General features: G+C 63.9%; 24 protein-coding genes and 1 pseudogene. 16 read left to right on the top strand and 9 right to left on the bottom strand.

Annotated elements, in window-relative coordinates; genetic code table 11:
- Positions 1-46: 46 nt before the first annotated feature.
- The 3 genes from gpt to J8I29_RS05815 form a co-directional block, all read right to left on the bottom strand.
- On the bottom strand, positions 47-547 hold the full coding sequence (gene gpt / locus J8I29_RS05825; protein ID WP_105862778.1) for a xanthine phosphoribosyltransferase: 501 nt from the start codon (positions 545-547) through the stop codon (positions 47-49).
- A 226-nt stretch (positions 548-773) separates the two neighbouring features.
- Positions 774-1,544 (bottom strand): competence/damage-inducible protein A, encoded by a 771-nt coding sequence (locus J8I29_RS05820; RefSeq protein ID WP_209430903.1) that lies wholly within the window; start codon positions 1,542-1,544, stop codon positions 774-776.
- Between the two features lie 53 nt (positions 1,545-1,597).
- Entirely contained in the window at positions 1,598-2,728 is a 1,131-nt protein-coding gene (locus tag J8I29_RS05815) for an Mrp/NBP35 family ATP-binding protein (protein ID WP_105863216.1), read from the bottom strand.
- Positions 2,729-3,095: 367 nt separating this feature from the next.
- On the opposite strand from J8I29_RS05815, the gene J8I29_RS05810 reads away from it, so the two are divergent.
- The 4 genes and pseudogenes from J8I29_RS05810 (at position 3,096) to radC (ending at position 5,897) form a co-directional block, all read left to right on the top strand.
- Positions 3,096-3,716 carry a 2OG-Fe(II) oxygenase gene (locus tag J8I29_RS05810; protein ID WP_209430902.1) on the top strand — a complete coding sequence of 207 codons (621 nt, stop codon included), beginning with the start codon at positions 3,096-3,098 and terminating at the stop codon, positions 3,714-3,716.
- Between the two features lie 165 nt (positions 3,717-3,881).
- Positions 3,882-4,298 (top strand): annotated as a pseudogene (locus J8I29_RS05805) (hypothetical protein); the annotation flags it as partial.
- 12 nt (positions 4,299-4,310) lie between these two features.
- The gene (gene map, locus J8I29_RS05800) at positions 4,311-5,141 is read left to right on the top strand and encodes a type I methionyl aminopeptidase (protein ID WP_209430901.1); all 831 of its coding nucleotides are present in this window, start codon (positions 4,311-4,313) and stop codon (positions 5,139-5,141) included.
- Positions 5,142-5,897 carry a DNA repair protein RadC gene (gene radC, locus J8I29_RS05795; RefSeq protein WP_209430900.1) on the top strand — a complete coding sequence of 252 codons (756 nt, stop codon included), beginning with the start codon at positions 5,142-5,144 and terminating at the stop codon, positions 5,895-5,897.
- Between the two features lie 166 nt (positions 5,898-6,063).
- Here the strand turns inward: radC and J8I29_RS05790 are convergent, their stop codons facing one another.
- Entirely contained in the window at positions 6,064-6,819 is a 756-nt protein-coding gene (locus J8I29_RS05790) for a DeoR/GlpR family DNA-binding transcription regulator (RefSeq protein WP_209430899.1), read from the bottom strand.
- Between the two features lie 100 nt (positions 6,820-6,919).
- Between J8I29_RS05790 and J8I29_RS05785 the strand changes: the two genes are divergently transcribed.
- Positions 6,920-7,519 (top strand): NUDIX domain-containing protein, encoded by a 600-nt coding sequence (locus tag J8I29_RS05785; RefSeq protein ID WP_209430898.1) that lies wholly within the window; start codon positions 6,920-6,922, stop codon positions 7,517-7,519.
- 184 nt (positions 7,520-7,703) lie between these two features.
- On the opposite strand, the gene J8I29_RS05780 is transcribed toward J8I29_RS05785, so the two are convergent.
- A complete protein-coding gene (locus tag J8I29_RS05780; RefSeq protein WP_209430897.1) occupies positions 7,704-8,732 on the bottom strand; it encodes an NAD(P)-dependent alcohol dehydrogenase in 1,029 nt (342 codons plus the stop codon).
- Positions 8,733-8,848: 116 nt separating this feature from the next.
- Here J8I29_RS05780 and J8I29_RS05775 point away from each other — a divergent pair, with 116 nt between their 5' ends.
- The 4 genes from J8I29_RS05775 to J8I29_RS05760 all read left to right on the top strand — a co-directional run bounded on the left by J8I29_RS05775 (position 8,849) and on the right by J8I29_RS05760 (position 13,253).
- Positions 8,849-9,763 carry a LysR family transcriptional regulator gene (locus tag J8I29_RS05775; RefSeq protein WP_209430950.1) on the top strand — a complete coding sequence of 305 codons (915 nt, stop codon included), beginning with the start codon at positions 8,849-8,851 and terminating at the stop codon, positions 9,761-9,763.
- Between the two features lie 226 nt (positions 9,764-9,989).
- Positions 9,990-11,405, top strand: a complete 1,416-nt coding sequence (locus J8I29_RS05770; protein ID WP_105862766.1) for a circularly permuted type 2 ATP-grasp protein — start codon at positions 9,990-9,992, stop codon at positions 11,403-11,405.
- Between the two features lie 59 nt (positions 11,406-11,464).
- Positions 11,465-12,406 (top strand): alpha-E domain-containing protein, encoded by a 942-nt coding sequence (locus tag J8I29_RS05765; protein WP_105862765.1) that lies wholly within the window; start codon positions 11,465-11,467, stop codon positions 12,404-12,406.
- Positions 12,407-12,413: 7 nt separating this feature from the next.
- On the top strand, positions 12,414-13,253 hold the full coding sequence (locus tag J8I29_RS05760; protein ID WP_209430896.1) for a transglutaminase family protein: 840 nt from the start codon (positions 12,414-12,416) through the stop codon (positions 13,251-13,253).
- A 307-nt stretch (positions 13,254-13,560) separates the two neighbouring features.
- Here J8I29_RS05760 and J8I29_RS05755 read toward each other — a convergent pair whose 3' ends face one another.
- The 4 genes from J8I29_RS05755 to J8I29_RS05740 all read right to left on the bottom strand — a co-directional run bounded on the left by J8I29_RS05755 (position 13,561) and on the right by J8I29_RS05740 (position 18,178).
- On the bottom strand, positions 13,561-13,863 hold the full coding sequence (locus tag J8I29_RS05755) for a hypothetical protein (RefSeq protein WP_105862763.1): 303 nt from the start codon (positions 13,861-13,863) through the stop codon (positions 13,561-13,563).
- A gap of 321 nt (positions 13,864-14,184) precedes the next feature.
- Positions 14,185-15,627: an FAD-binding oxidoreductase gene (locus tag J8I29_RS05750; protein ID WP_209430895.1), complete on the bottom strand. Its 1,443-nt coding sequence runs from the start codon at positions 15,625-15,627 to the stop codon at positions 14,185-14,187.
- 33 nt (positions 15,628-15,660) lie between these two features.
- Positions 15,661-16,653 carry a dimethylarginine dimethylaminohydrolase family protein gene (locus J8I29_RS05745; RefSeq protein WP_209430894.1) on the bottom strand — a complete coding sequence of 331 codons (993 nt, stop codon included), beginning with the start codon at positions 16,651-16,653 and terminating at the stop codon, positions 15,661-15,663.
- Entirely contained in the window at positions 16,610-18,178 is a 1,569-nt protein-coding gene (locus tag J8I29_RS05740; protein WP_209430893.1) for an amidohydrolase, read from the bottom strand. The genes J8I29_RS05745 and J8I29_RS05740 overlap by 44 nt, the downstream gene beginning before the upstream one ends.
- A gap of 140 nt (positions 18,179-18,318) precedes the next feature.
- Here J8I29_RS05740 and J8I29_RS05735 point away from each other — a divergent pair, with 140 nt between their 5' ends.
- The 7 genes from J8I29_RS05735 to J8I29_RS05705 all read left to right on the top strand — a co-directional run bounded on the left by J8I29_RS05735 (position 18,319) and on the right by J8I29_RS05705 (position 25,217).
- Positions 18,319-19,227: a LysR substrate-binding domain-containing protein gene (locus tag J8I29_RS05735; RefSeq protein ID WP_105862759.1), complete on the top strand. Its 909-nt coding sequence runs from the start codon at positions 18,319-18,321 to the stop codon at positions 19,225-19,227.
- 313 nt (positions 19,228-19,540) lie between these two features.
- Positions 19,541-20,674, top strand: coding sequence for an ABC transporter ATP-binding protein (locus J8I29_RS05730; protein ID WP_105862758.1), 1,134 nt, complete (start codon positions 19,541-19,543; stop codon positions 20,672-20,674).
- A 99-nt stretch (positions 20,675-20,773) separates the two neighbouring features.
- The gene (locus tag J8I29_RS05725) at positions 20,774-21,889 is read left to right on the top strand and encodes an ABC transporter substrate-binding protein (protein WP_105862757.1); all 1,116 of its coding nucleotides are present in this window, start codon (positions 20,774-20,776) and stop codon (positions 21,887-21,889) included.
- A gap of 58 nt (positions 21,890-21,947) precedes the next feature.
- Positions 21,948-22,787 carry an ABC transporter permease gene (locus J8I29_RS05720; RefSeq protein ID WP_209430892.1) on the top strand — a complete coding sequence of 280 codons (840 nt, stop codon included), beginning with the start codon at positions 21,948-21,950 and terminating at the stop codon, positions 22,785-22,787.
- Positions 22,784-23,596, top strand: a complete 813-nt coding sequence (locus J8I29_RS05715) for an ABC transporter permease (RefSeq protein WP_105862755.1) — start codon at positions 22,784-22,786, stop codon at positions 23,594-23,596. The genes J8I29_RS05720 and J8I29_RS05715 overlap by 4 nt, the downstream gene beginning before the upstream one ends.
- 260 nt (positions 23,597-23,856) lie before the next feature.
- Entirely contained in the window at positions 23,857-24,624 is a 768-nt protein-coding gene (locus tag J8I29_RS05710) for a proteasome-type protease (protein WP_105862754.1), read from the top strand.
- A 185-nt stretch (positions 24,625-24,809) separates the two neighbouring features.
- On the top strand, positions 24,810-25,217 hold the full coding sequence (locus tag J8I29_RS05705; RefSeq protein WP_105862753.1) for a DoxX family protein: 408 nt from the start codon (positions 24,810-24,812) through the stop codon (positions 25,215-25,217).
- The last annotated feature ends 318 nt before the right edge of the window (positions 25,218-25,535 follow it).

Below are 25,535 nucleotides of genomic sequence, written 5' to 3'. Positions count from 1 at the left end.
CTGCGATCCCCGCAAGCATTGGTGCCGCTTTGAGCGGGCTCCGATATCAGCCCTCGGTGCTCTGGGCGATCGGCGGCTGGAAGGCGAGGCCCATGTCCCAGGGGAAGTAGATCCAGGTATCCTGGCTCACCTCGGTGATGAAGGTGTCGACCAGCGGCCGGCCGAGCGGCTTGGCGTAGACGGTGGCGAAATGCGCCTTGGGCAGGCGGTCACGCACCACCTTGGCGGTCGAGCCGGTATCGACGAGATCGTCGACCACCAGGATGCCTTCCCCGCCATTGGCGGCCAGCTTCTCGTCGACGTCCTTGAGCACCTGGAGACCGCTTTGGGTCTTGTAGTCATGGTAGGAGGCGATGCAGACCGTCTCGATCAGGCGGATGCCGAGCTCGCGCGAGATGATCGCCGCGGGAACCAGGCCGCCACGCGTGATGCAGACGATGGCATTGAAGGGACCGCTGCCGGACAAGCGCCAGGCAAGCGCGCGCGCATCACGGTGGAACTGATCCCAGGATACGGGGAAGGCCTTGTCGGGCTTCGGCGAGTTCATGATCCGGTCCCCTGCAGAATTTGCCAGCTTCATCCACGGGGTGGATGGAGCTGGTAAATTCTGCAAATGTTAAAAGTCCTGCAGGTGATGGCAGATCGGGTCATGATCCGATCGGCCATCACCTGCTTGCGCGGGTCGCTCTTCATAGCGGCGAAATCGAACGGATCAAGTCAAGTCTTCAACATTCCACGCCATTTTACGAGCCGATCCCGGAAAAACTCGGCGATCAGCGTTTGATGGTGGCGACCATCGCCTCGATATCGGCCTTGGCGGCGGCGACCTTGGCGGCATCCTTGCCCCGGATCACCAGCTGGGTCTGGAAGCCGGCCGGCCCGAAGGACGGATAAGAACCGATCGAGACCTCGGGATGAGCCTGCGCGATCGCCGCGAGCGGCTCGGCGACGGCGCCCTCGCCGATCCCGGGGCCCGGCGAAACGCTATCGGACAAGGTCACCGCGCCTGCCCGCATCTTCAAGATCGCGTTGTCGAGCATGCGCTGCATGATGTTGGGCACACCCGCCATCACGATGACGTTGTCCAGCATGAAGCCCGGCGCTGCGGAGACGGGATTGTCGACGAGTTCGGCCCCATCGGGAATGCGCGCCATGCGCAGGCGGGCCGGCGTCAGGTTGGCGGCGCCGCCATAATGCCTGGTCATCACCTCGACGGCACGCTGGTCGATCTCGATGCCGACGCCGAAGGCCTTGGCGACGGAATCGGCCGTGATGTCGTCATGGGTCGGTCCGATGCCGCCCGTCGACAGCACATAGTCATAGCGTGTGCGCAACGCGTTGACGGCTTCGACAATACGCTCCTCCTCGTCAGGAACGACGCGAACCTCCTTCACGTCGATCCCCGCCCCGGTGAGGAATTCGGTGATGTAGCCGATATTCTTGTCCTTGGTGCGGCCCGACAGGATCTCGTCGCCGACGACGAGAATGGCTGCCGTCACGGAGACCGGAGCGGCTTGCTCGGGATTTACAGAGGGCGTTTCCATAAGGCATTTCCGGATGATGTCGCTGTCGGATTCCGGCGGGCAGCGGCCGGCCGTCACTCGATGACAATACGCGGCGGCTGGCGTTGATCAACACCCTCCCCCGACAGACCTGCCCAAACCTGCGCCGCAATCCGGCGATAGATGCCGGCCTCGGCACTGTCCGGCAGGGTAGCGGCCACCGGCCTGCCGGCATCCGAGCGTTCGCGCACTTCCATGGACAGGGGCAGTTCACCGAGGAACGGCACGCCGAGCTTCTCCGCCTCGCGCCGCGCTCCGCCATGGCCGAAGAGATGGCTGACATGGCCGCAATTGGGGCAGGAGAAGGTGGACATGTTCTCGATGATGCCGAGGATCGGCACATTCACCTTCTGGAACATGCCGACGCCGCGGCGCGCGTCGATCAGGGCGAGATCCTGCGGCGTCGAGACGATCACCGCGCCGGCCAAAGGCGTGTTCTGCGCCATGGTGAGCTGCGCATCGCCCGTGCCCGGCGGCATGTCGACCACCATGACGTCGAGTTTGCCCCAGACGACGTCGCGCAGCAGCGTGGTGAGCGCCGACTGCACCATCGCGCCGCGCCAGATCATCGCGGTCTCCTGGTCGACCAGGAAGCCGATCGACATCGTCTTCACGCCATAGGCTTCGAGCGGGATAATCTTCTTGTTGTCATCCTGCTCGGGCCTGTCCGTCAGGCCGAGAAGTTTTGGAACGGAAGGTCCAAATATATCGGCATCGAGCAGCCCGACGCTCAGCCCCTGCGCCGCGAGGGCAATGGCGAGATTGCAGGCGGTCGTCGACTTGCCGACCCCGCCCTTGCCGGAGGCGACGGCGATGACGCGCTTCACGCTGGGCAGAGCGGGCGGCCGCTGCTGCGGTGTATTGTGGGCGGCGGCCTGCGCCCGCGGGCCAGGCGGCTCCTGGCGCGCTGCACCGGCCGGCCGCTCGGCCGTCAGCCCCACCAGGACGTTGGTGACGCCGGGAAGACCACGCACGGCGCTCTCCGCCGCGGCACGCACGGGCTCCATCGCCCGCGCCTCTGTGGGATCGATGGCGATGGCGAACATCACCTTTGAACCGTCGATGCGGATTTCGGTCAGCCGGCCGGTCGCAGGCAGCGATTGGCCGCTTGCCGGCAATTTGACGAGTTCGAGGGCGCGAATGACATCGGCTGGCGTCAGGGACAAGGAACGATCCTCACGAAGCAAGGGGAACAAGGGGAAGGTGCCGGCAAGGCGGCCCCGAAGGTTTCCCTCAATATTGGGAAGCGCGGCGGGGGCATTCAAGCACAACCACCACCAGGTTCCGCATTAATATGGCGCGCCGGCACGATTCTCCTATCGGGCAGATTGCAGCAAGGCTCCGTTCAAGCCGGGGCGCGAAAGGGGCAGGCAGCGAGGCTTGCCAGGACCGCCTATAAACCAAAAGCACCTTGACCACGACACGCAGCAGCGAGACATTGGAGCCCGTCATATCCATTCAGGGTCGGGGGACGCTCGGGCAGCACCGTGCAGGCTTTGCCAGCCGGCGCATGCATTCCAGGAGTGACCGGCGATGTATGTCATCGATCTCGATGTCATCCGCAATGCTGAAATCCACGACAAGCCCTACCGTCACATCATCGGCGAGGGTTTTCTTCAAAAGGACAAGATCTCGTCGCTGCGGCAGGACTTTCCAGCCATCGACAAACCCGGCTTCCTGACCGTCGACGACATGGCGCTGCGAGGCAGCTTCCGGGACCTGGTCGAGGACCTCGAAAGCAGCGCCATGGCCAGGTCCCTGTCCGACAAGCTCGGCCTCGACCTCGACCCCCTGCCCCGGCTGACGACGATCCGCCGGGTCTCGCAGCTCAAGGACGGGCGCATTCACACCGACAGCGAAAGCAAGCTCGCCACCTTCCTCGTCTACCTGAACGACGATTGGGACGAAGACGGGGGGCGCCTGCGCGTGCTGAACGGCCCCGACGACTTCGACGACATGACGGCGGAAATATCGCCGATCATGGGTTCGTGCTTCGGTTTTCGTCGAGCCGCCAATTCCTGGCACGGCCACAAGCCGTTCGCCGGCGAGCGCCGGGTCGTCCAGATCACCTGGCTGAGGGATGCCGGCGAACTCGAGCGCAAGAAGAAGCGCAACGGCGTGGCCCAGTTCTTCAAAGGCATCTTCGGACGCTGAGAGCGTCCCGCCCCGGGCCGCATATGTCGGGGACATGCCAGGTGTCAGCTGGCGCTGTGGCCGATCAGGACCAGTGTGAAGAGGACCATGGCCAAGGCCGAAGCTGCTGTCCTGACGTGGTTCCAGAACGTCCAGTCCACCAGATAACGCTGCACGCAGGGCGACAAGCAACTCGCGGCCCTGGAACTTGCCGAAAGCCGGATTTGCGGCGGCATGCTGGCCGATGCCATGGCGCGGGCCCATGGGGCGGCGGATGCTTCGGCCTATGCCTCTACCGCCTTCATGATCTGGCAGCTCGGCGAGGCGACCATGCGCCTGGCGGTTTCGGTGGACGAAAAAGAAGGCGCGACCATCGTTGCTGCGTTCAGGCGCATGACCCTGCGAGAAATCCTGGCACCGGGCAGGTGTAACTTCCGGGATCGCAGGCGTCCCCGCCTGCATCTGGAAGCATTGCGGGTAGAGGAAAGCACGATGCAGGCTGGAAGCCTGCGATCCCCGGGTGAGCACAAGGCAGCCATGCGATATTCAGAATTCTCTTTCCTGCCCGCATCCCCAGATGGCATAAGAATCCGACACGTCTAATCAGGTAGTTTCATGAGCTTCATCGACGCAGAACTGTCTCCCCAGCGCAAGAACGGCCAGATCAAGCTTCATGGCCCGGAGGCTTTTGCCGGCATGCGCGCGGCAGGCAGACTTGCGGCCCAGGGGTTGGACCTGATGGTGGACGCGGTCAGGCCCGGCGTCACCACCAACCAGCTCGACCGGATGCTGTTCGAATTCGCGATGGACAACAAGGCCTACCCGGCCACTTTGTTCTATCGCGGCTATCGCAAGTCGAGCTGCATTTCGCTCAACCATGTGGTCTGCCACGGCATCCCCGACGACAAGCCGCTGCAGGACGGCGTCATCCTCAACATCGACTACACCGTGGTGCTCGATGGCTGGCACGGCGATTCCAGCCGCATGTATGCAGCCGGCGACATCCCCCGCCGCGCCGAGCGGCTGATGGAAGTCACCTATGAGGCGATGATGCGCGGCATCAACGTCATCAAGCCCGGCGCGACCACCGGCGACATCGGCTATGCCATCCAGAGCTATGCCGAGGCCGAGCGCTGCTCGGTGGTGCGCGATTTCTGCGGGCACGGCCTAGGCCGCCTGTTCCACGACGAGCCTAACATTCTGCATTACGGCCGGCGCGGCGAAGGCGTGGTGCTCAAGCCCGGCATGTTCTTCACGGTGGAGCCGATGATCAATCTCGGCCGCCCGGACGTGAAGGTGCTGAATGACGGCTGGACCGCCGTCACGCGTGACCGTTCGCTCTCGGCCCAGTTCGAGCACAGCGTCGGCGTCACCGAGACGGGCGTCGAGATCTTCACCCTCTCCCCCGCCGCGTTGAACCAGCCCCCCTACGCCAAGGCTGCCTGAATGAAGAAGGGGCGCTCGCCATTGCCGGACGCCCCGCTTCCCGGCCTGGGCGAAGCGCCCCTGTTCCCATCGGCCGGCGAAACGGCGGAGCCGCATTATCTCGGCCATCGCGAGAGGCTGCGCCAGCGTTTTGCCGAGGCCGAGGGCCGCCTGCCCGACTACGAACTCCTCGAACTCATATTGTTCCGCTCCATCCCGCGCCGGGACGTCAAGCCGCTCGCCAAGGCGCTGATCGCCCGCTTCGGTTCGCTGGCGGAGGTGCTGGGCGCTCCGATTGCCCGGCTCAAGGAGATCGACGGCGTCAGCGACGGCGTGGCCGGCGACCTCAAGATCATCGAGGCAGCCGGCCACCGCCTCGCCAAAGGGGGCATCACCAAGCGGCCGGTACTGTCGACCTCGGCGGCCCTCATCGACTATTGCCGCAGCACCATGGCCTTCGCCGAGCGCGAAATCTTCCGCATCCTCTTCCTCGACACCAAGAACGGCCTGATCGCCGACGAGGTCCAGCAGAGGGGCACGGTCAACCATACGCCCGTATACCCGCGCGAGGTGGTGAAGCGGGCGCTGGAGCTCTCGGCCACCGCGCTGATCCTCGTGCACAATCATCCCTCCGGCGATCCCTCGCCCTCCTCGGCGGACATATCGATGACACGCACCATCGCCGACGTTGCCGGGCCGCTCGGCATCGTGGTGCATGACCACATCATCATCGGCCGCGACGGACATGTCAGCCTGAAGGCGCAGCGCCTGTTCTGAACAGGCCCTTATGGATGTTTGTGATTTGACGGAGCCACCAAGAATCGCAAAGACGCATCGAAGCAAAGAGTTGGAGTAGATAAGCGTTCACATTCGAACGCGTTTTGCTCTTTCTCGTCCGGACCGGCCGCCGGCTCTGAGCCAAATCGGTGATCGGCTGGGGGCATCATGCCCGGATGACGGTGACACCCAGAGCGCGGAAAGGATCGACAGCCTGATCGGGGGTATCGGCCTCCACCAGCATCGTGTCGACCTCTCCGGCGTCCGCGACATGAAAAGGCGAGGCAGCGCCGAGTTTCTCCCGTGAGGCCAGCACCACGGTTTCCGCAGCCTGACGGCGTAGCGCCCGCTTGATGGCCGCTTCCTCGCTGTCGCCCGTGGTCAAGCCGATCTCGGCATGAATGCCCGTCACGCCCATGAAATAAACGTCGGCCCGGATACGCGCGATCGCTTCGGCGGCGGTTGCCCCCACCGCAACCATGGAATGGCGGAACAGCCGGCCGCCGATCAGTTCCACCTCGATGCCGGCATGGCCGGCGAGCTCGACCGCAACATTCGGACTATGGGTCACCACCATGGCCTTGAGACCGGGAGCGAGATGACGCGCGAGTTGCACCGCCGTGGTGCCGCCGTCGAGCATCACCACCTGTCCCGGACTCACCAGGCGAGCAGCCGCCCGGCCGATGGCGACCTTGCCGGAAGCCGAAACCTCGCGGCGCTGGACGAGATCGCCCATCGCCGGCGAATGCGGCAGGGCGCCGCCATGCACGCGCTGCAGCAGCCCCTCGCCCGCCAATTCGCGCAGGTCCCGGCGGATGGTGTCCTCCGACAGGTCAAGCTCACGGCTGATGGCCTTGGCGACGACGCGCCCATCCCGGCCGAGAACCTTGAGAATATAGGCCTTGCGCTCGCTGGTGAGCATGCTGCTGTCGCCTCACGAATTTTCTTGACTATACACGAGTTTGCACGAATTTTAGGCGCCCTTCAAGATAATTCGCGAAATTTCGTGCAGAGAGGTTTCCATGAGCGTGGCGGATCGGGTTCGTGTGGAGGAGGTCCAACTCCTCTCCGATGACTGGTATGTGCTGAAGAAGACGACGTTTCTCTATCGCCGCGGCGACGGAAGCTGGCAAAGGCAGAGCCGGGAGACCTATGACCGCGGCAACGGTGCCACAATCCTGCTTTACGATCCCAGCCGGCGCACCGTGATCCTGACGCGCCAGTTCCGCTATCCGGCCTTCGTCAATGGCTGCGACGATCTGCTGATCGAAACCCCGGCCGGCCTGCTCGACAAGGCAAGCCCGGAAGAGCGCATCCGCGCCGAGACCGAAGAGGAAACCGGCTTTAGGATCCGCGAGGTGCGGCGCGTGATGGAAGCCTATATGAGCCCGGGCTCGGTGACCGAGAAGCTCTATTTCTTCGTCGCGGCTTACAGCCCCGGCGACCGGGTCGGCCCAGGCGGAGGCCACGTAGAGGAAGGCGAGGACATCGATCTGCTCGAACTCGACATCGACGAGGCGCTGGCAATGATCGCGCGCGGCGAGATCCGCGACGGCAAGACCATCATGCTGCTCTACCATGCCGCCTTGCATCTCTTCGGCAAAGCGGGAGGAACGGCATGATGCCACGCCCGAATACTACTATTGCGATTTTCATTTGGGCGGATTTGGAGTGTCAGCCTCCGGCTGACATTCTGGAAAACGAAGCGTCGTCGGGCGGGCAGAATGTCAGCCGGAGGCTGACATTCCCAATAGCCTGCTTTCCAACATGAAAAGCAGCTATAGAGCCACGCGAAGGCCCCCTCCACTACCGCGCCGTCTCGATCACGATCTTGCCGAAGGCGCCGCGATCGAGATGGTCGAGCGCGGCCGGCAGTTCGTCGAAGCCGTAGCGCTTGTCGATGACGGGCCGAAGGCCGAGCGCATCGACGGCCCGCACGAGATCCTCCTGTGCCCGGCGGTGGCCGACGCCGATACCCTGGACCGTCAAGCCCTTGAGCATCAGGGGGACCACCGGCGTGGAAACCTCGACACCTTCCAGCACGCCGATCACGGAAATACGCCCGCCCATCGCCGCAGCCTGGACCGACTTCCCCAGATTGGCGCCTCCGGCGATTTCGAGGATATGATCGGCGCCACGGTCGCCGGTCAGGCGATGGGTGGCCTCCACCCAATCCTCCCGGCTGCGATCGATGCCGTGATCAGCGCCGAGTTCCCGCGCTCGCGCCAGCTTGTCAGCGCTGCCGGACGTGACGATCACTCTGGCCCCGGCCGCCTTGGCGATCTGCAGCCCGAACAGCGAGACGCCGCCCGTGCCCTGCACCAGCACGGTCTTGCCGGCCAGCGGCGTGCCGCGCTCCACCAGGGCGAACCAGGCCGTCAGCCCCGCCACCGGCAGAGTGCTCGCGGCGGCATCGTCGAGCGTGGCCGGCGCGAGGGTGAACCAGTCTTCGGGAAAAGCGACATGGTCGGCAAGGACACCGGGCCGCATGCCGCCCAGAGTGCGGTAGGGCGGCACGCGGGCCGTACCGTGGTTCAGTCCGTCGATCCAGCCGGGAACGAAGGTGGAGATCACGCGGTCACCCGGCTTGAAGCGCGTGCTGCCTTCTCCGAGCGCCTCGACGACACCCGCCATGTCCGATGCCGGGGTGAAGGGGAAGGTCAGGGGCTGGCCGAAGCCGGTCTCGATCACCAGCTTGTCGCGGTAGTTCAGGGAAACGGCGGTCACCTTGACCAGGATCTCGCCTGCTTGCGGCTGGGGCTTCGGCGCATAGTCGAGCACGAGCCGATCGCGCCCGATTGCGTTCATGGACCATCGTTTCATCCGCTCCGTCATTGTCGTCTCCATTCGGATCAGTGGGAGCGGCACTGTAATGTTGAATTTCTGGCACCAGTGGCGATATAAGTTCCGATCTTTGGTTCTCAATCCTCTACAATATCATCCTTCCAATGGTGGATCGTCTTAACGGTGTCTCGGTTTTCGTCGAAGCGGTGGAGGCTGGCGGCTTTGCCGCCGCCGCCCAGCGGCTCAACTTGTCGCGCTCGGCGGTCGGCAAGTCGATCGCCCGGCTTGAAGAGCGCCTGGGCGCCCGGCTGTTCCATCGCACCACGCGCAGCCAGGCGCTGACCGAGGACGGCCAGGTCTTCTATGAGCGCTGCCTGCGGGCGCTGGCCGAGATCCGCGAGGGCGAGGCTCTGCTCGACAGCGGCCGGCGCGATGTCAGCGGCCGGCTGCGCGTCACCATGCCCGCCCTGTTCGGGCGCGTCTGTGTCGCGCCGCTTCTACTCAGGCTTGCGGCCCAGCATCCGGCTCTCGAACTCGAGCTCAACTTCAACGACAGGCGCGTCGACCTGATCGAAGAAGGCTACGACCTCGCCATTCGCAACGGCACCCTCGAATCCGACATGAACCTTATCACGCGCCGTGTTGCCCTCCAGCGCATGACGGTGTGCGCCGCTCCTGCCTATCTGCGCGAGCATGGCGCGCCGCTCACCCTGGCCGCCCTCGCCGACCATCAGGCCATTCTCTATGGCCGCTCCGGCCACCCCCGGTCATGGCTGTTTCCGGTACAAAGCGGGCCGGCCATCGAGATCATGCCCCCGAGCCGCTTCATCTTCGATTCCCTCGATGCCGTCGCCGATGCGGCGGTGGCCGGAGCAGGCCTTGCCTGGATGCCCTGCTGGCTGGTGGCCGAGCGCGTGCGCAGAGGCGAGTTGATCCGGGTGCTGACCGAACATCCGGGCCTGGTCTTCGACGTGCATGCCCTTTGGCCGCGCGCTCCCGTGCAGCCGCTGCGCGTACGCGCCGCCATCGACCTGCTCGCCACCAACCTTTCCCGCTTGATGAGCAACGAAGTCGGCCTCTGAAGACGGGCTTGCTCCTCTATCGCTTCGCTCCCATCGACGAAGTGCCGACGTCAGAGCGCAAGCCGCCATTTCAGGCAAACCATGCCCGTGGGGAAGGCAAGTTGCCTCCCCGGCAGGCAAATCCGCAATTCTGCTCATGATCTCACCAATCCTTATGCGCAGACCGCTTGCTGCTTTGCCCGATCTCGCTCAATGTAACGCCAGATTGCACATCTGGAGGGAATGTATGGCGGCGTTCGACGAGATGACCCTGAGCGACGGCACCATTCGTTCCGCCTACGCCGATCTCGCGCAATGGCTCTCCACGGCCCCCAAGGAATTGTTGACCCACCGACGAAACGAGGCCGAGTTGCTGTTCCGGCGCATCGGCATCACCTTCGCCGTCTACGGCGACAAGGATGGCGCCGAGCGCCTGATCCCCTTCGACATCATCCCGCGCATCCTGGCGGCCCAGGAATGGAACACGCTCAAAAGCGGCCTCGAACAGCGCGTGCGGGCGCTGAACATGTATATCAAGGATGTCTATGGCAAACGCGAAGTGGTGCGCGCCGGCGTGGTGCCGGAAGATCTGATCTTCAACAATCCGGCCTTCCGCCCCGAAATGGCGGGCCAGAGCGTGCCCCATGACGTCTATGTCCATATAGCCGGCATCGACATCGTCCGGGTCGACGCCGATACCTTCTACGTGCTCGAGGACAATGCCCGCACGCCTTCCGGCGTCTCCTACATGCTGGAGAACCGCGAAGTCACCATGCGCCTCTTCCCGGAGGTGGTGGCGCGCCACCGCATCGCACCGGTCGAGAACTATACGGACGAACTGCTCGCCACCCTGCGCTCGATCGCCCCGCGCTCGGCCTCGCGCGATCCGGTCGTGGTGCTGTTGACGCCGGGCATGTACAATTCGGCCTATTACGAACACTCCTTCCTGGCGGATCGCCTCGGCATCGAGATCGTGGAGGGCCGCGATCTCTTCGTGCGGGACGAGATCGTCTATATGCGCACCACCGAAGGGCCTCGCCGCGTCGACGTGATCTATCGGCGCATCGATGACGATTTCCTCGATCCCCTCGCCTTCCGCCCGGATTCAGCCCTCGGCGTCCCTGGCCTGATGACTGCCTACCGTGCCGGCAATGTCACGCTGACCAATGCCGTCGGCACCGGTGTCGCGGACGACAAGGCCGTCTATTCCTACATGCCCGACATCGTGCGCTTCTTCCTCGGCGAGGAGCCGATCCTGCAGAACGTACCAACCCATCGCTGCCGCGAGCCCGAAGCTCTGGCCTATGTGCTCGACAATCTCGAAAGCCTGGTGGTCAAGGAGGTTTCGGGATCGGGCGGCTACGGCATGCTGATCGGGCCGCATGCCAGCAAGGCCGAAATCGCCGACTTCAGGGCCAAGCTGAAGGCGCATCCCTTCGGCTATATCGCCCAGCCGACCTTGGCGCTCTCGACCTGCCCCTGTTACGTCGAGGAAGGCATCGCCCCTCGCCATGTCGACCTCAGGCCCTTCGTCCTCACCGGTTCGGACAAGGTCCGCATCGTGCCGGGCGGCCTGACCCGCGTGGCACTGAAGCAAGGTTCGCTGGTGGTGAATTCGAGCCAGGGGGGCGGCACCAAGGATACCTGGGTTCTGGACCGATGACATCAGCCATGAACGCTCCGCAGCCGCTCTCCTGCTTCCTCTCGTCCGGACATTGACGCATGCTGTCGCGTACCGCCGATAACCTGTTCTGGCTGGCCCGCTATGTCGAACGGGCCGAATATCTCGCCCGCATCCTCGACGCGGCCTACCGTCTGTCGTCCCTGCCGGCCTCCTATGGCGGCCTGACCACGGAATGGGAGAGCGCCGTGGAGACGGCGGGATGCGGTCCAGCCTTCTTTGCCGCCTATGAGGAGGCCAACGAGCGCACGGTCACCGAGTTCCTGGCCTTTTCCGCCGAGAACCCTTCCTCGATCCGCAATTGCTTCGAAATGGCGCGTACCAATGCCCGCGGCGTGCGCACCGCCCTCACAGCGGAGATGTGGTCGACCATCAATGACGCCTGGCTCCAGCTCCAGCGCTATGATCCGGCCCGGATGAGCCGCGAGGAAGTCTCCCGCTTCCTCGACTGGGTCAAGGGCGTCTCCCTGATGTTCGACGGTTCGGCCTACCGCACCATGCTGCGCAACGACGCCTATGCCTTTGCGCGGCTCGGCCTATTCCTGGAACGCGCCGACAACACGGCCCGCATCCTCGACGTCAAATACCATGTGCTGCTGCCGCCCTCGGAAAGCGTCGGCGGCAGTCTCGACTATTTCCAGTGGACGGCCATCCTGCGCGCCGTCTCGGCCCTGACCGCCTATCACTGGGTGTACAAGGAAAGCCTCAAGCCGTGGCTTGTCGCCGATCTGCTGACCTTGAACACACAGATGCCGCGTTCCCTTGCTTCATGCTATGAGAACTTGAACGGGAATCTCGATCAGCTCGCGCAGGTCTATGGCCGGCAGGGCCCGGCCCAGCGGCTGGCGCGCGTGACTCAGTCGCGCCTGCAGAATCTGAGCATCGACGAGGTCTTCCAATCCGGTCTGCATGATTTCATCACCGATTTCATCACCGACAACAACAATCTGAGCGCGGCGATCGCCGAGCAATATCTGATCTGACGAACCCATGCGCATCTGCGTCGCCCACGAAACCGTCTATCGCTACGAGCGGCCGGCCAAATCCGTGATCCAGACCCTGCGGCTGACCCCGCGCTCGCATGATGGCCAGCACGTGGTGCGCTGGCGCATCGATGTGGACCAGGACGTCAGGCTGAGCCAGTCCGAGGACGCCTTCGGCAATATCAGCCACGCCTTCACGGCCATCGGCAGCATCGAAAGCTTGCGGGTGCGCGTGGAAGGCGAGGTGGAGACCCATGACAATGCGGGCGTGCTGCACGGCGTGGTCGAGCGTTTCCCCGTCTCCCTCTATCTGCGCGATACCGGCCTCACCCAGGCCGATGCCTCGATCCAGGACTTTGCCAGCCGGAGTGCCGCGGCGGCAGGAGGCGGGCTCGCCGCCTGTCATGCCCTGATGCAGGCGATCCATGACCGTGTCGAGGTCAGCCGGGATCCGAAGCAGCCGGCAGCCGGCCTGATCGAGGCCCTTGCGACCGGCAGCGGCGTCGCGCAGGACGCCAGCCATCTCTTCATCGCCTGCGCCCGCTCGCTCGGCATCCCGGCCCGCTACGTCAGCGGATTGCTCTGGCAGCCGCCGGCGCAGCAAAGCAGCGCCACCCATGCCTGGGCCGAGGCCTATGTCGAGGGTCTGGGCTGGGTCGGCTTCGATCCGGCGCTGTCGGTCTGTCCCACCATCCACCACATCCGCGTCGCCGCTGGCCTGGATTACCTGAGTGCCGCACCGGTGCGGGGCGCCCATTATGGCGGCGATGGCGAAAGCCTGGAGGTCGCCATCGATATCGGCGAAAAGGGAGAGCATCCGCAGGCGCAGCGTCAATCGCAGAGCTGACCTAGCCCTTTCAAGGTCTTTGCAAGGCGGTCTGCGCTGGGCGCGTTCCCAGCCCCGCCTGCAGGCCATGCGTCTTCCAGGGGCCGGGGACCCGCCCGCCAAAATGCCGTTTCGAGACTTGGATGTCTAGAGCAAAGTGCGATTTCTCCGAATCGGACTTTGCTCTCTAATTCCTTGTTTTGACGCGTTTTCTTAATCGAAAAGTCTATCAACTTTTCTGGAAAACGCTCTAACGTGGCGCTGCTCTTCAATGACGACGGCGCGCAATTCCGGCTCGATAGTCTGCAAACACCTCGGGGAACGGCTCTCAAGGCCGACTTGAATCGTGCTCATGCTTGTAGCGGCGCACCATGGCCGGCCGCAATTTCGGGGCCAGTTTGCTGACCCCAAGCAAGATCAGAATTCCGAGCACATAGCCCACCTGCAGGGCGATGGCGATGGCCACCATGTCAATCAAGGCCGCTCCCAGGCCGAAGCCTGCCATCCAGATGATGAGGGCGCTGCCGATCGATGCGATCAGGGCAATGATCGTGAAAGCCAGTACCGGAACAAAAGTCCCGCACAGAGCGCCCAGCACTATCGCAACGATGACAGGCCAGATCACGAACATATGTCTCTCCAACTATTTCGTTGGTTTGCTGCGGAACCCGGTGTTTCGTTCTACCATCTGTAGCAGGATCGATCTTGCCGATACTGCCCACCCCGAGTCTAGTAAAAAACTCCTCCAAAAGAAGGGGGGTCAGGCTTTTTCACGCAAGGTTGATTTCCGACCGTGATGGTCTCGAACAGTGTATTCTTTCAACAAAAGAAGCAATGCCCTATTCGGATGAGGTAGGCATTATACTGTATCGGCTCCGCAACGGCCGGATGCCGGCAGAGCCTCGAGACCATCGGCGCCCCCCAGCGATGGCACCTTTCCGCGCAGGCTGCGTCAGCCCGAATGCTTCGTTTCGGGAAGGCGGGAGGGATCGATCACCTTGCCGGGATTCATGAGATCTCCCGGATCGACCATCGCCTTGATCGCCTGCATCAAGCCGAGCTTGACCGGGTCCGCCGTGGCATAGAGGGCATGGATACGCTTGGAGCCGACGCCGTGCTCGGCCGAGAACGAACCGCCGCGCTGGCGGATGCCGCCATAAAGCACCGCTTCCACACCGGCGATGTCGTCTGCCGTCAGCGCGTCTTCCGCCCGGTTGAGCATGATGTGCAGGTTGCCATCGCCCAGATGGCCGAAGACGAAGGGAGCCAGCCCCGGCGAGACGCCGGCAAGACCGGCGATGCTGGCGCGCACGTAGTCGTCTATTTGCGACAAGGGCAGCGAGACGTCGAAGCTGGGTGAGTTGGGATAGTCGACATAGATGACGGCCGATTCCTCGCGCAGCCGCCAGATCGCCTGCTCCTGCGCCAGCGAACTCGCCAGGACGGCGCTGGTCTCTGGGTAGGTTCCCAGCAGTTCCTCGTAGATCGCCGCCAATTCCTCCTGCAGCGCCGCTTCGTCGGCGCCGCCCAGCGAGAGAATGAGATAGATCCGGTGTTCCATGGAGAAATCCGGCGCCGACCAGCCGAAGTGGCGGGCGGCATAGCGGAAATAATCGGCCCACATCGCCTCGGCGGCGCGCAGTTCGCCGACCCGCGCGTCGAGGGCGCGCCGGATGGCAGCAAGCGCGGCGGGCACCGAGTCGAAACCGAACAAGGCCACGGCATGGGCCGCCGGCACGGCATCCAGCTTGATCGCGACCCTGGTGACGATGCCGAGCGTGCCCTCGGCGCCGATCAGCAGATGCTTGAGATCATATCCCGCCGAGTTCTTCACCACCCGTGTGAGGTCGGAATAGATGGAGCCATCCGGCAGCACCGCTTCCAGGCCGAGAATGCGGTGGCGCATCACGCCATTGCGGAAGGCCATGATACCCCCGGCATTGGTGGAGATCATGCCGCCGATCGTGGCTGAACCGCGGGCCGGCAGATCGATGCCGGGCTCGAGCCGGTGGGCGAGCGCGGCCTCCTGCAGGGCCTGCAGCGTGCAGCCGGCTTCCACCACCGCCACGCGCTCATCGGCATCGAGCCGCTCGATCCGGTTGAGGCGGCGGGTCGATATCACGAGCTGTCCCGCCGTCGAAATGCCGCCGCCGACAAGGCCGGTGCGCCCACCCTGCGGCACTACGGGAACACCGTATCGCACGCAAAGACGCACGATCGCGGCTACCTCCCCTGTCGTCGCTGGCGAGATCACGGCAGAAGCGCCGAGATTGTCGGGGTCCTCACCCGGATCGAGCTCGGCGATTCCGGCGCCGGTGCGGATATTGGCGGCGCCCACCGCCGAGGCGAGATCTGACAGGAAGTCAGCCGGAAGCCCGTTTTCCTGCCCGATCATCGCCTCACCCTGTTGTCGTTTCGCCTTGAGCGCTCAGGCCGCGCGGCGCAATGCCTGCGCCATGCAGTGAATGCCGCCGCCGGTCTTGGATATCTCGCCGGTGTCGACGGCCGCAACCTCGAATCCACGCGCCTTGAGCTGCTCGATCAGGCTCTTGCTCGCGGTGGGCGCAATGATGCGGTCATCGCCCACGGACATGAAGTTGCAGCCAAGCGCCATCGTATCCTGGAACGGCACGTCGATGATCTCGTGGCCCTTGGCCTTGAGCCAGTCGACGATGCCGGGTTCGGTGCAGGCCAGGCACACTGCCGTCAGCTTCGGCGCGATCGGCACCACCATCAGGTCGATATGGACGTAATATTCGTCGATGAAGGCGAGCCGGACCTCCCAGCCTTCCTTCTCGAACCAGCCGGCGACCTGGCGGGCGCCTTCCTCCTGGGTGCGGGCGCCCCCGCAGCCGATCAACACGCAGCCTTCCTCGATCACGTTGAAATCGCCGCCCTCGAAGGTGCCGGCCGTCACCATGTCGTAGATCGGGATATCCATCTTCTCATAGGCGCGGATGGCGGCATAGTTCTCGCCGCGGCGCCACCAATTGGCCATGGCGGTGATGATGACGCCATAGGGCGTCATCACGCTGGAATCGCGCGTATAGACCTGCATCGGCAGTTCGACTTCCGGCTCCAGCCAGTGGATATTGACGCCGAAATGCTCATAGGCCGAGGCCAGTTCCTTATGCTGGGCCTGCGCGGTCTGGATGTTGCAGGGCGCCTCGCGCAGATGTTTGCGCGACAGCGAGCTGGTGGCCATGTGCCTGAGATAAGCCGGCGAGCCGAGCAGGACGTCGGTCAAGCGGTCGGTCTCGTTGCGAAAGCCCCAATGCTTGAGCGGCTTGGTGCCGCCGGCGAGATTGCGGCGACGCAGGGTGAAGGCGTCGTCGACATGGATCTGTTCGATGCGGTTCACGGTCGTTTCCCTTTCCTTAGGTGGGGATCCACCATTCGCGCCCGCGAACGGTGGTGACATATTCGGGCCAGCGGAAGCCGATCGGCGGCGGATAGTCAGCCAGCGGCGGTATCCAGTTGGAGCCGCCGACACCGCCGCCGGTGCGTTCCTCGAATTCACGGCGGGCAGCGGCGCGAGCCTCCCCGTCCTCGATCAGGCGCAGGGCCGAGAGGGCGATTGTCTTGGCGGCGGTGGTCACCATCGGATCGATGGTGGCGGGCATGCCGCCCAGCGCATTCATCACCCAGCCCGGATAGGTATAGCCTTCCGGCGCCCTGAGGGCCGGCCGGGCCACGTAGAAGCGGGCGGTCGGGGCGTGCCAGCTCATGTCGGTGTAGTCGTCCGAGGTCGAGTTGAGCTGGGAGGGCGGCAGGTCCCGCCGCAGGATCGCCTCGGCTTCCTCAGGGGCGATCAGCCGTTCGCATTCGGCCAGGAAGGGCTTTTCCATCGGCTCCAGGCCGAGATTGACCTGGATCTCGCGGGCGAGCCGGCAGGCCTCCTCGCCCCAGCGCGGCGCCCCCACCGTCGACATCGCCTCCCAGACGACGTTGGCGATGGCATGGTTGGCCAGGCCCGGGCGCGACTTGCACACCCAGTGGCGCTCATAACGGCAACCGGTCATCCTGGCCGCCATCTCGGCATTGCGGTCGAGCATGGCCGTCGCCTGCTCGGCCATATCGAGGGTGGGCATGCGCATCATGTACTGGATCTCTGCGAGGCCCGCCGGGAGATTGTCCGCCGTCGCCTGGCCAGCCGTGAGGATCGCCTCGCTGATCGACCAGCCGCCCTGATGGGTCAGCATGGAATCGCGCAGGGCCTTGGAGGCCATGTACATCATCATCAGCGCATCGTTGGCGCCGGGCGCGCGCACCGCCGAATGCGATTGCGGGATCGGTGCGCCCGCGGCGCGGTTCCAGGCCTCCGGCTCGTCGCAGACGAAGCGGTAGATCATCGAAAAAGCGGCGCCGCAATGGGTATCCCAGCGCACCGTGTTGCACATCGGCAGCATGTAGAAGGGATGGAAGGAGAGCATGCCGTCGAGGCCGTCATAATAGCCCTTGGCGGCATGGAGAGGCTTGGAGCCCCTCACCTTCTCGGCCGGCTCGCCGGTGAAACGCAGCGTGCCGGCAAGACCGTGGCGCTCCATCGCCTGTTTGGTGGCGAGCAAGCCGCCGAGGCTGGAAGTGCCGAGCGCCGAATGGGGGTCGGTATGGCCGCCGGCATGTTCGCTGAGCCCCGGCCGCGGGCGCCTGACGGTCGCCGCATCCTGGCAATTGCCGGGCACCGCGTCATATTCGGCATACATGCCGATCACAGGTCCACCCGGCTTGCCCGTCCAGTGCGCACAGAAGGCCGTCGGCATGCCGGCCGAGCCTTCCTCGACGGTAAAGCCATGCCGGCGCAGGAGTTCGACATACCAGCGCGCCGATTCATATTCGCGCCAGGCGGTCTCGCCAAAATCGAAGATCGTGCGGGTCCAGCGCGAGAGATCGCCGGCGATGGCGTCGACATGCGCAAGCGCCGTCTGCTGAGCTGAACTGGTCAATTCCGCCTCCCTGATCCATGGCGAGGATAAGCGGTGAACATCGCTATCAAAAAGTGATATGTTTTGCCCGTTTGAACAAATTCCATTCACCTGTAAGCAATTGCTCCCAAAAGTTGGGGAGAGATTTCCCGGAGCCTCTTTTGCGAATTCCCTCCACCCAAGCCCTGAGGGCCCTCGACAGCTTCGCCCGCCACGGCAGCGTCTGGCGCGCCGCCGAAGAGCTCTTCCTCACCCGCAGCGCCGTCAGCCATCAATTGCGCCTGCTCGAACGCGACCTCGGCTTTGATCTCCTGGAGCGCAACGGCAAAGGCGTGATGCTGACCGCGCGCGGCCGCCACTACGCCAACGAGGTGCGCAAGGCCCTCACCGTCATCGGGGACGCCTCGCTGCAATATGGCGACAAGGGTGTCGCCGGCACGCTGCAGGTGAGTTGTACGCCCGGATTTGCCTCGCTTTGGCTGTGCACGCACATCGCCGAGTTCCAGGAGATGTATCCGGACGTGTCGCTGCGCGTGGTGACGCCGCGGCGGCTCGACGACGTCTCCAATCCCGATGTCGACCTCTTCATAGCCTTCGGAGACGGCAACTGGCCCAATCGGGCGGTGGAGCTCCTGTGTGAGGTCCAGTTCACGCCCTTATGCAGCCCCGCTCTGCTCAACAAGGTCGGTGGTCTCAACGAGCCTTCGGATGTGTTGAGGGCACCGCTGCTGCATCTGGGCGATTTCGACGATTGGACACGCTGGCTGGCTCTCGCCAATGTCGAAAATCCCAACGCCGAATGCGGCATGATCTTTTCCGACATGAATCTCGTCTTTGCCGCCGCCACCGCCGGCCAAGGCATCGCCATGGGGGACGAGCTCACCTGCCGCACCGCCATGAAGGCCGGCCAGCTGATCCGTCCCTTCGATCTCGCCATCAAGTCGCCCCGCTCCTATTTCCTGGTGATGGAACACACCAAGACGGGCCACGCCGTCTCTCGCGCCTTCGCAGACTGGCTGAAGTCGGCCTTGGCGCAGACGAGCCCGACATACCGACCCAACTATGGCTGAAGAACTGTAGCGGGCTACCCGTTGGGGTGAATCAAATTTTTCCCTGGAGGCAACAACATTCAATTGTCGTGAACGATAATCACGCTTAGGCTTTGAAAGGTTTTCCAAAGCGTTTTGCGATTTGGCGGCAGCAGGAAACGCAAGGACGCGTCGAAACACGGAATCGGAGCAAAGCGCTTTGCTCCAAGCAAAGTTGGCCCGCTTCACCCACAATGGCAAAGCACGCCAACCTTGCAATCGTTTGAAATCATGCGGGTTATCCCTGACCGAGACCGTGGCTCCGATCAGGGATAACCCGCTTAGGGGAACATGCATGGCGCAAAACGGCGGGACAGCGCCCGGCAAGGCAGCCGGTCATTCGAGCACCGAACATGCTGCCGAGATTCGGGCCGAGGGCATCGGCAAGACATTCGGCAAGTTCGAGGCGCTCAAGGGCGTGTCCCTGACCATCGCCCGCGGCGAATTCCTCACCCTGCTCGGCCCTTCGGGCTCCGGCAAGACCACCTTCCTCATGATCCTCGCCGGCTTCGAGAAACCGACGGTCGGCCGCCTCACCCGCGACGGCACGGACATCACCACCCTATCCGCCGAAGAGCGCGCCTTCGGCATGGTGTTCCAGGGCTATGCGCTGTTCCCGCATATGACGGTGGAGCAGAACATCGCCTTCCCCCTGCATATCCGCAAGGTGCCCGGCGACGAGATCCGCCGGCGCGTCGGCGAGATGGTGGCCCGCGTCGGCCTGTCCGGCCATGGCCATAAGCTGCCCTCGAAACTTTCCGGCGGCCAGCAGCAGCGCGTGGCACTGGCGCGGGCTCTGGTGTTCGAGCCGCCCGTGCTCCTGCTCGACGAGCCCTTCTCCGCCCTCGACAAAAACATGCGCAACTCGATGCAGGACGAGGTCAAGCGCCTGCACGAGGAACTCGGCACCACCTTCATCTTCGTCACGCACGATCAGAGCGAGGCGATGGCGCTGTCGTCGCATGTGGCGATCTTCAACCAGGGCCAACTCCTGCAGGTGGGCACGCCGCAGGAGGTCTACGAAAGGCCGACCAACCGTTTCGTCTCGGAATTTCTGGGGGACATCAATCTCCTGCCGCTGCACGACGTCCAGCGGGAAGCCGGCAATGCCCGCGGCTCCTGCGACGGAGCCCTGCTCGACGTGCCGTCTCAGACCCATGTCGGCAAGACCGGCATCCTGGCCATCCGCCCCGAACACATGGACGTCTCGGCCAGGCCGCAGACGGAGTCCCTCAACTGCCTGGCCGGCACCGTGACGGCCTCCACCTATCTCGGCTCGGCCACCAAACTATCCCTGACCACCAAGAGCGGCACGCCGGTGAGCCTGACGCTGCCGACCGACCGCGCGGCGGAAGCCTTGGCAAACGGGCCGGACCTCTGGCTCACCTGGCCCAAGAGCAAGGGCTTCCTGTTGCCGGAAGACGCCTGAAACAACGGCCTCTTCCTGCAAATAAAATATCTCAAAAACAAATAATTATAACACAACTCTCACCATCCGCCTTCGCATACCCACAGGGGAACATCGGCCATGAACGAAGCCTTCCAGAAAGACTGTCTCGAAATCCTCGCCTCGAAGGTCGAAGCCGGCCAGATCAGCCGCCGGCGCTTCGCCCAGCTCGCCGCCATGGTGCTCGCCGGCGCTCCCTTCGCCCTGCGCACCGGCCCGGCACGCGCCGATGGCGGCCAGCTCGTCCTCGTCAACTGGGGCGGCGACGCCATCAAGGCTTATGACGCCGCCTATGGCCAGCCCTTCCAGCAGGAAACCGGCATCACCGTGAAGGAAGACGGCACTGGCCCGACCGAAGGCGGCATCACCGCCCAGTTCAAGAGCGGCAAGCCGACCTGGGACATCGTGGACGCCGACCCGTTCTCCGCCATTTCCCTGGGCAAGCAGGGCATGCTCGAACCCATCGACTATAAGGTGGTCGACAAGTCGAAGTTCCGGCCGGGATTTGGCTGGGAACATGCCTCTTCGACCTATTTCTTCTCCTATGTCATTGCCTATGACGCCTCCAAATTCGGCGACAAGCCGCCGACCGGCATGGCCGATTTCTTCAATGTGGAGAAATTCCCGGGCAAGCGGTCGCTCTACAAATGGGGTGCCGGCATGTGGGAGGCCCTGCTGCTCGGCGATGGCGTGGCGCCGGAAAAACTCTATCCGCTCGATCTCAAGCGCGCCCACGACAAGCTCGCCGCCTTCAAGGACAATGTGGTGTCCTATTGGGGTGGCGGTGCCGAAAGTCAGCAGGTGCTGCTGAATGGCGATGCCTCGATGGCGCTGATCTGGTCCACTCGCGCCTCGGTGCTGGAGAAGGATTCGGGCGGGCAGATCAAGTTCATCTGGGACCAGGGCCTGATCTCGCCCGGCGCCATGGCGGTGATCAAGAACAATCCCGGCGGCAGGGACAATGCGATGAAGTTCATCGCCAGCGCGCAGGATCCCAAGAAGCAGCTGGTGATGTTCGACATGCTCGGACAGGGCCCCGCCAATCCGGCGACCGACGCTCTCATCCCTGCCGACCAGAAGCGCCTCAACCCCGTCGATCCGGCCAACATGGCCAAGCAGGTGGCGCTCGACATGAACTGGTATGCCGAAAACTACGGCGCGGCGCTGGACGCCTATACCAAGATCATCTCGGCCTGACCTTCATCCGCTGCCCGGGCCCCCTAAGCCCGGGCAGTGAAGAGATGCGAGAGCCTTCATGCACAAGCCCTTGTCTTCGCTTTCATTCCTGGTTCTGGCGGGGCCATTGCTGGCATTCCTGACGCTGGTCTATCTCATTCCCTTCCTGGGGGTGGCCCAGTGGAGCATCACCCTGCCCGAACCAGGACTGACACAGTATCAAAGGCTTGCCGGCGATCCCCTGGTGCTCTCGGTCTTCCTGCGCACCTTCCGCATCTGCGCCATGGTGACGGTGCTCACCGTCATCGCCGCCTATATGATCGCCTATGTCTGGGTGCGCGGCACGCCGCTGCAGCAGCGCCTGGCGGAATTATGCATCCTCATCCCCTTCTGGATCTCCGTGCTGACCCGTGCTTTCGGCTGGCTCGCTTTGCTGTCCAACCGGGGTCTCATCAACAGCTGGCTGCAGAGCCTTGGCTTCATTTCCCAGCCGCTGACGCTGGTGCGCAACGAGTTCGGCGTCATCGTCGGCATGACGCATTTTCTCATTCCCTTCGCCGTGTTTCCGCTCGCCTCGGCCATGCGCAGCCTGGATGAGCGCGTCTTCCTCGCGGCGCGCGGCATGGGGGCCGGCCCGCTGCGCATCTTCTGGTCGGTCTTCGTGCCGATGACCTTTTCCGGCATCATCGGGGCTACGCTCATCGTCTTCGTGTTCGCCCTCGGCTTCTTCGTCACGCCTGCCATTCTCGGCGGCGGCCGCAGCGTGATGGTGGCCGAGCTCATCTATCTGCGCATGTTCCAGAGCCCGGATTGGGGCCTGGGGGCAGCGATCAGCGTGACGCTGGTGGTGATCGTGGCAGCGCTGATGGGCCTGCTGTTCCGCTATGCCCGCCTCGGCGATACGGGAGTGTCCAAATGACCTCGCATCGCCCCGGCCTGATCGCGCTCACCGTCGCCGCCCTCGTCGCCGTCTTCCTGCTGCTGCCGCTGCTGGCCGTGGTGCCGGTCTCGTTCACCGCGGCGCGCTATCTGTCGATGCCCAACGGCAACTATGCCCTGACCCACTATCGGACCCTGTTCACCAACCCGGACTGGGCCAACTCCATCCTGCTCAGCATTCGCATCGGCGTTGTCTCGAGCGTGCTCGCCACCACGCTGGCGACCTTGTTCTGCGTCGGCATCTGGATGTTCCGCCCCCGCTTCAGCGCGGCCCTTGTCGGCTTCGTGCTGCTGCCGATGATCGTGCCGCCGGTCGTCTCGGCAATGACGCTCTACTTTCTGCTCACCAGCCTGTCCCAGGTCAGCGCCATCATCGGCTTCGATACCTGGCTCGGCGTGGTGCTCGCCCATGTGGTGATGATCGTCCCCTTCTGCGTGGTGCTGATCATGGTCTCGCTCAGCCAGGTCGACCGCCGCATCGATCTCGCCGCCCGCGGCATGGGCGCCAGCGTCTGGCAGCGCGCCACCAGGATCATCCTGCCCAACATCAAGTTCGGCCTGCTGACAGCGGCGATGCTGTCCTTCGTGCTGTCCTGGGAGGAGATCGGCGTCACCCTCTTCATCACCAGCGTGAACGCCATCACCCTGCCGCGGCTGATGTGGAGCGGCGTGCGCGACAACATCGATCCGGCGATCGCTTCGATCTCCGTCATCCTGATCGTGCTGACCACGCTGGTGCTGGTCATCCGAATGCTCTATTCGAGCCTGCGCTCGGCGCCGAAGCATTAAGCCTGTCGTCATTGCGAGCGAAGCAATCCAGTTCCGTGTATCGGGGCAAGACTGGATTGCTTCGCTTCGCTCGCAATGACAACAGCGGCCCTATAGGGACAAGCGACGGCGGCCCGCTCCCCTGCCGCCATTTGCCGCTGTCCCGATCGGGGCGGTGCCCGTAGGCGGCAAACGAATCTTGCTCTATGGGAAGATCGCTGCGGCCCGGCGATCGGGTTCGTGCTGGGGCGCCGCCGGCAGGCGGCTTGGGAGTTCAGTCGATGACCTATTGCGTCGGGATTTCGGTTCGCGAGGGCCTGGTGATGATCGCGGATACGCGCACCAACGCCGGCATCGACAACATCGCGACATTCCGCAAGCTGCATGTGTTCGAGGAGCCGGGAGAGCGCGTGCTGGCGGTGTGTACCTCGGGTAACCTCTCCGTCAGCCAGGCTGTGCTGGACCACATCCAGGAGGGCCTCGAAAATTCCGATACCGGCGCCGTCGATACGCTGATGAGCATGCCCAGCATGTTCAAGGCCGCTCAGTTGATCGGCCGGGCCATCCGCCAGGTCTACGCCACCGATGGCCGCAGTCTGGAGGAGCACAACAGCCGCTTCGACGTGGCCTTCCTGTTCGGCGGGCAGATCAAGGGCGGCAAGATGCGGCTCTTCATGATCTATTCGGCCGGCAATTTCATCGAGGTGACGGCCGATACGCCCTATCTGCAGATCGGCGAGCACAAATATGGCAAGCCCATCCTCGACCGCGCCGTGAACTACGAGACGGAAATGCCGGACGCCCTCAAGGTCGGCCTGATCTCGATGGATTCCACCATGCGTTCCAATCTCGGGGTCGGCATGCCGATCGACATCCTCACCGTTCGGCGCGACGCCCTCAAATCCGAGATCAGCCACCGCATCGAGCCGGGCGAGCCCTATTTCCACGATCTGCGCGAACGCTGGTCGGCGGCCTTGCGGGCCGCTCATATCGCCATTCCCCGGCCGCCCTATATCATCGGCAAGACGGGCGTCCTCGACACGCCCTGAACAGCCGCCCAGGCGCGCGCCGCACCACGGTCCGGCTGCGTAACACTTTGGAAATCAGTCAAGTCTGGAACGAGGTTAAACAAGAACGTGATGGTTCGTGATCGCGGAGCCTGCCGCGCGGACTGGAAAGAGGCGCGCTGATAACCTAAGGCTGCGTTCCCTTCAGCGACCACGGACGGAGCAGCATGTCGCAATCCTCGACGCAATCGACCCTTCAGGCCTATGCGCCGACCATTCTTTCCATCGTGCGCATCGTCGCCGGCCTGATCTTCCTGGCACACGGCACCCAGAAGCTGTTCGGCTTCCCGGCACTCCCGCCCGATCGAGAGATCCCGCTCTTCGGCCTGATGTGGTTCGGTGGCATACTGGAGGCCTTTGGCGGCCTGCTGATCGTGATCGGCCTGTTTACCCGCCCCGTCGCCTTCATCCTTTCCGGACAGATGGCGGTGGCCTATTTCATGTTCCACGCGCCGAAATCCTTCTTCCCGGCCCTGAACGGCGGCGACGCCGCCATCCTCTACTGCTTCCTCTTCCTCTATTTCGTCTTCGCGGGACCAGGATCGATCAGCGTGGACGCAGCGCGCAAGAGGTAGAATTTAGCCGCATCCCCCTTTCGGTTTGCGCGTCAGCCACGGATCGACAAGGCGCGGATGAAGCGTTAGGTTGCGCTCCCTGAATCGGCTCGGGGCGCCCATGGGGTCGACATCGCCTCCCCTGGCGTGCCGAGCCGGTCCCACTCGCCATGGAGATGACCGCATCGGCCATCGTGGCTGGTCGCCCGGAGCAAAAGCGGGATTGTTGAACGCCTGTGGTTCGGGTCCCTCATTTCCAGCCGCCGCGCGTACCGGGCCTTTCGCCGATCGTGCGGTGCATGGTGGGAATCATGGCCAATAACGGGCTCGTGCCGGCCG

This window comes from Labrys sp. LIt4 (assembly GCF_017813775.1).
GTDB lineage: Bacteria > Pseudomonadota > Alphaproteobacteria > Rhizobiales > Labraceae > Labrys > Labrys okinawensis_A.
The sequence above is the reverse complement of the archived record's forward strand: the minus strand, read 5'-3'. Positions and strand labels throughout refer to the sequence as shown.

What these genes read in the sequence shown, in the direction of transcription:
- gpt (WP_105862778.1), bottom strand. Translation starts at nt 547, where the DNA reads ATGAACTCGCCGAAGCCCGACAAGGCCTTCCCCGTATCCTGGGATCAG.
- J8I29_RS05820 (WP_209430903.1), bottom strand. Translation starts at nt 1,544, where the DNA reads ATGGAAACGCCCTCTGTAAATCCCGAGCAAGCCGCTCCGGTCTCCGTG.
- J8I29_RS05810 (WP_209430902.1), top strand. Translation starts at nt 3,096, where the DNA reads ATGTATGTCATCGATCTCGATGTCATCCGCAATGCTGAAATCCACGAC.
- map (WP_209430901.1), top strand. Translation starts at nt 4,311, where the DNA reads ATGAGCTTCATCGACGCAGAACTGTCTCCCCAGCGCAAGAACGGCCAG.
- radC (WP_209430900.1), top strand. Translation starts at nt 5,142, where the DNA reads ATGAAGAAGGGGCGCTCGCCATTGCCGGACGCCCCGCTTCCCGGCCTG.
- J8I29_RS05790 (WP_209430899.1), bottom strand. Translation starts at nt 6,819, where the DNA reads ATGCTCACCAGCGAGCGCAAGGCCTATATTCTCAAGGTTCTCGGCCGG.
- J8I29_RS05785 (WP_209430898.1), top strand. Translation starts at nt 6,920, where the DNA reads ATGAGCGTGGCGGATCGGGTTCGTGTGGAGGAGGTCCAACTCCTCTCC.
- J8I29_RS05780 (WP_209430897.1), bottom strand. Translation starts at nt 8,732, where the DNA reads ATGACGGAGCGGATGAAACGATGGTCCATGAACGCAATCGGGCGCGAT.
- J8I29_RS05770 (WP_105862766.1), top strand. Translation starts at nt 9,990, where the DNA reads ATGGCGGCGTTCGACGAGATGACCCTGAGCGACGGCACCATTCGTTCC.
- J8I29_RS05765 (WP_105862765.1), top strand. Translation starts at nt 11,465, where the DNA reads ATGCTGTCGCGTACCGCCGATAACCTGTTCTGGCTGGCCCGCTATGTC.
- J8I29_RS05760 (WP_209430896.1), top strand. Translation starts at nt 12,414, where the DNA reads ATGCGCATCTGCGTCGCCCACGAAACCGTCTATCGCTACGAGCGGCCG.
- J8I29_RS05755 (WP_105862763.1), bottom strand. Translation starts at nt 13,863, where the DNA reads ATGTTCGTGATCTGGCCTGTCATCGTTGCGATAGTGCTGGGCGCTCTG.
- J8I29_RS05750 (WP_209430895.1), bottom strand. Translation starts at nt 15,627, where the DNA reads ATGATCGGGCAGGAAAACGGGCTTCCGGCTGACTTCCTGTCAGATCTC.
- J8I29_RS05745 (WP_209430894.1), bottom strand. Translation starts at nt 16,653, where the DNA reads ATGTCACCACCGTTCGCGGGCGCGAATGGTGGATCCCCACCTAAGGAA.
- J8I29_RS05730 (WP_105862758.1), top strand. Translation starts at nt 19,541, where the DNA reads ATGGCGCAAAACGGCGGGACAGCGCCCGGCAAGGCAGCCGGTCATTCG.
- J8I29_RS05725 (WP_105862757.1), top strand. Translation starts at nt 20,774, where the DNA reads ATGAACGAAGCCTTCCAGAAAGACTGTCTCGAAATCCTCGCCTCGAAG.
- J8I29_RS05720 (WP_209430892.1), top strand. Translation starts at nt 21,948, where the DNA reads ATGCACAAGCCCTTGTCTTCGCTTTCATTCCTGGTTCTGGCGGGGCCA.
- J8I29_RS05715 (WP_105862755.1), top strand. Translation starts at nt 22,784, where the DNA reads ATGACCTCGCATCGCCCCGGCCTGATCGCGCTCACCGTCGCCGCCCTC.
- J8I29_RS05710 (WP_105862754.1), top strand. Translation starts at nt 23,857, where the DNA reads ATGACCTATTGCGTCGGGATTTCGGTTCGCGAGGGCCTGGTGATGATC.
- J8I29_RS05705 (WP_105862753.1), top strand. Translation starts at nt 24,810, where the DNA reads ATGTCGCAATCCTCGACGCAATCGACCCTTCAGGCCTATGCGCCGACC.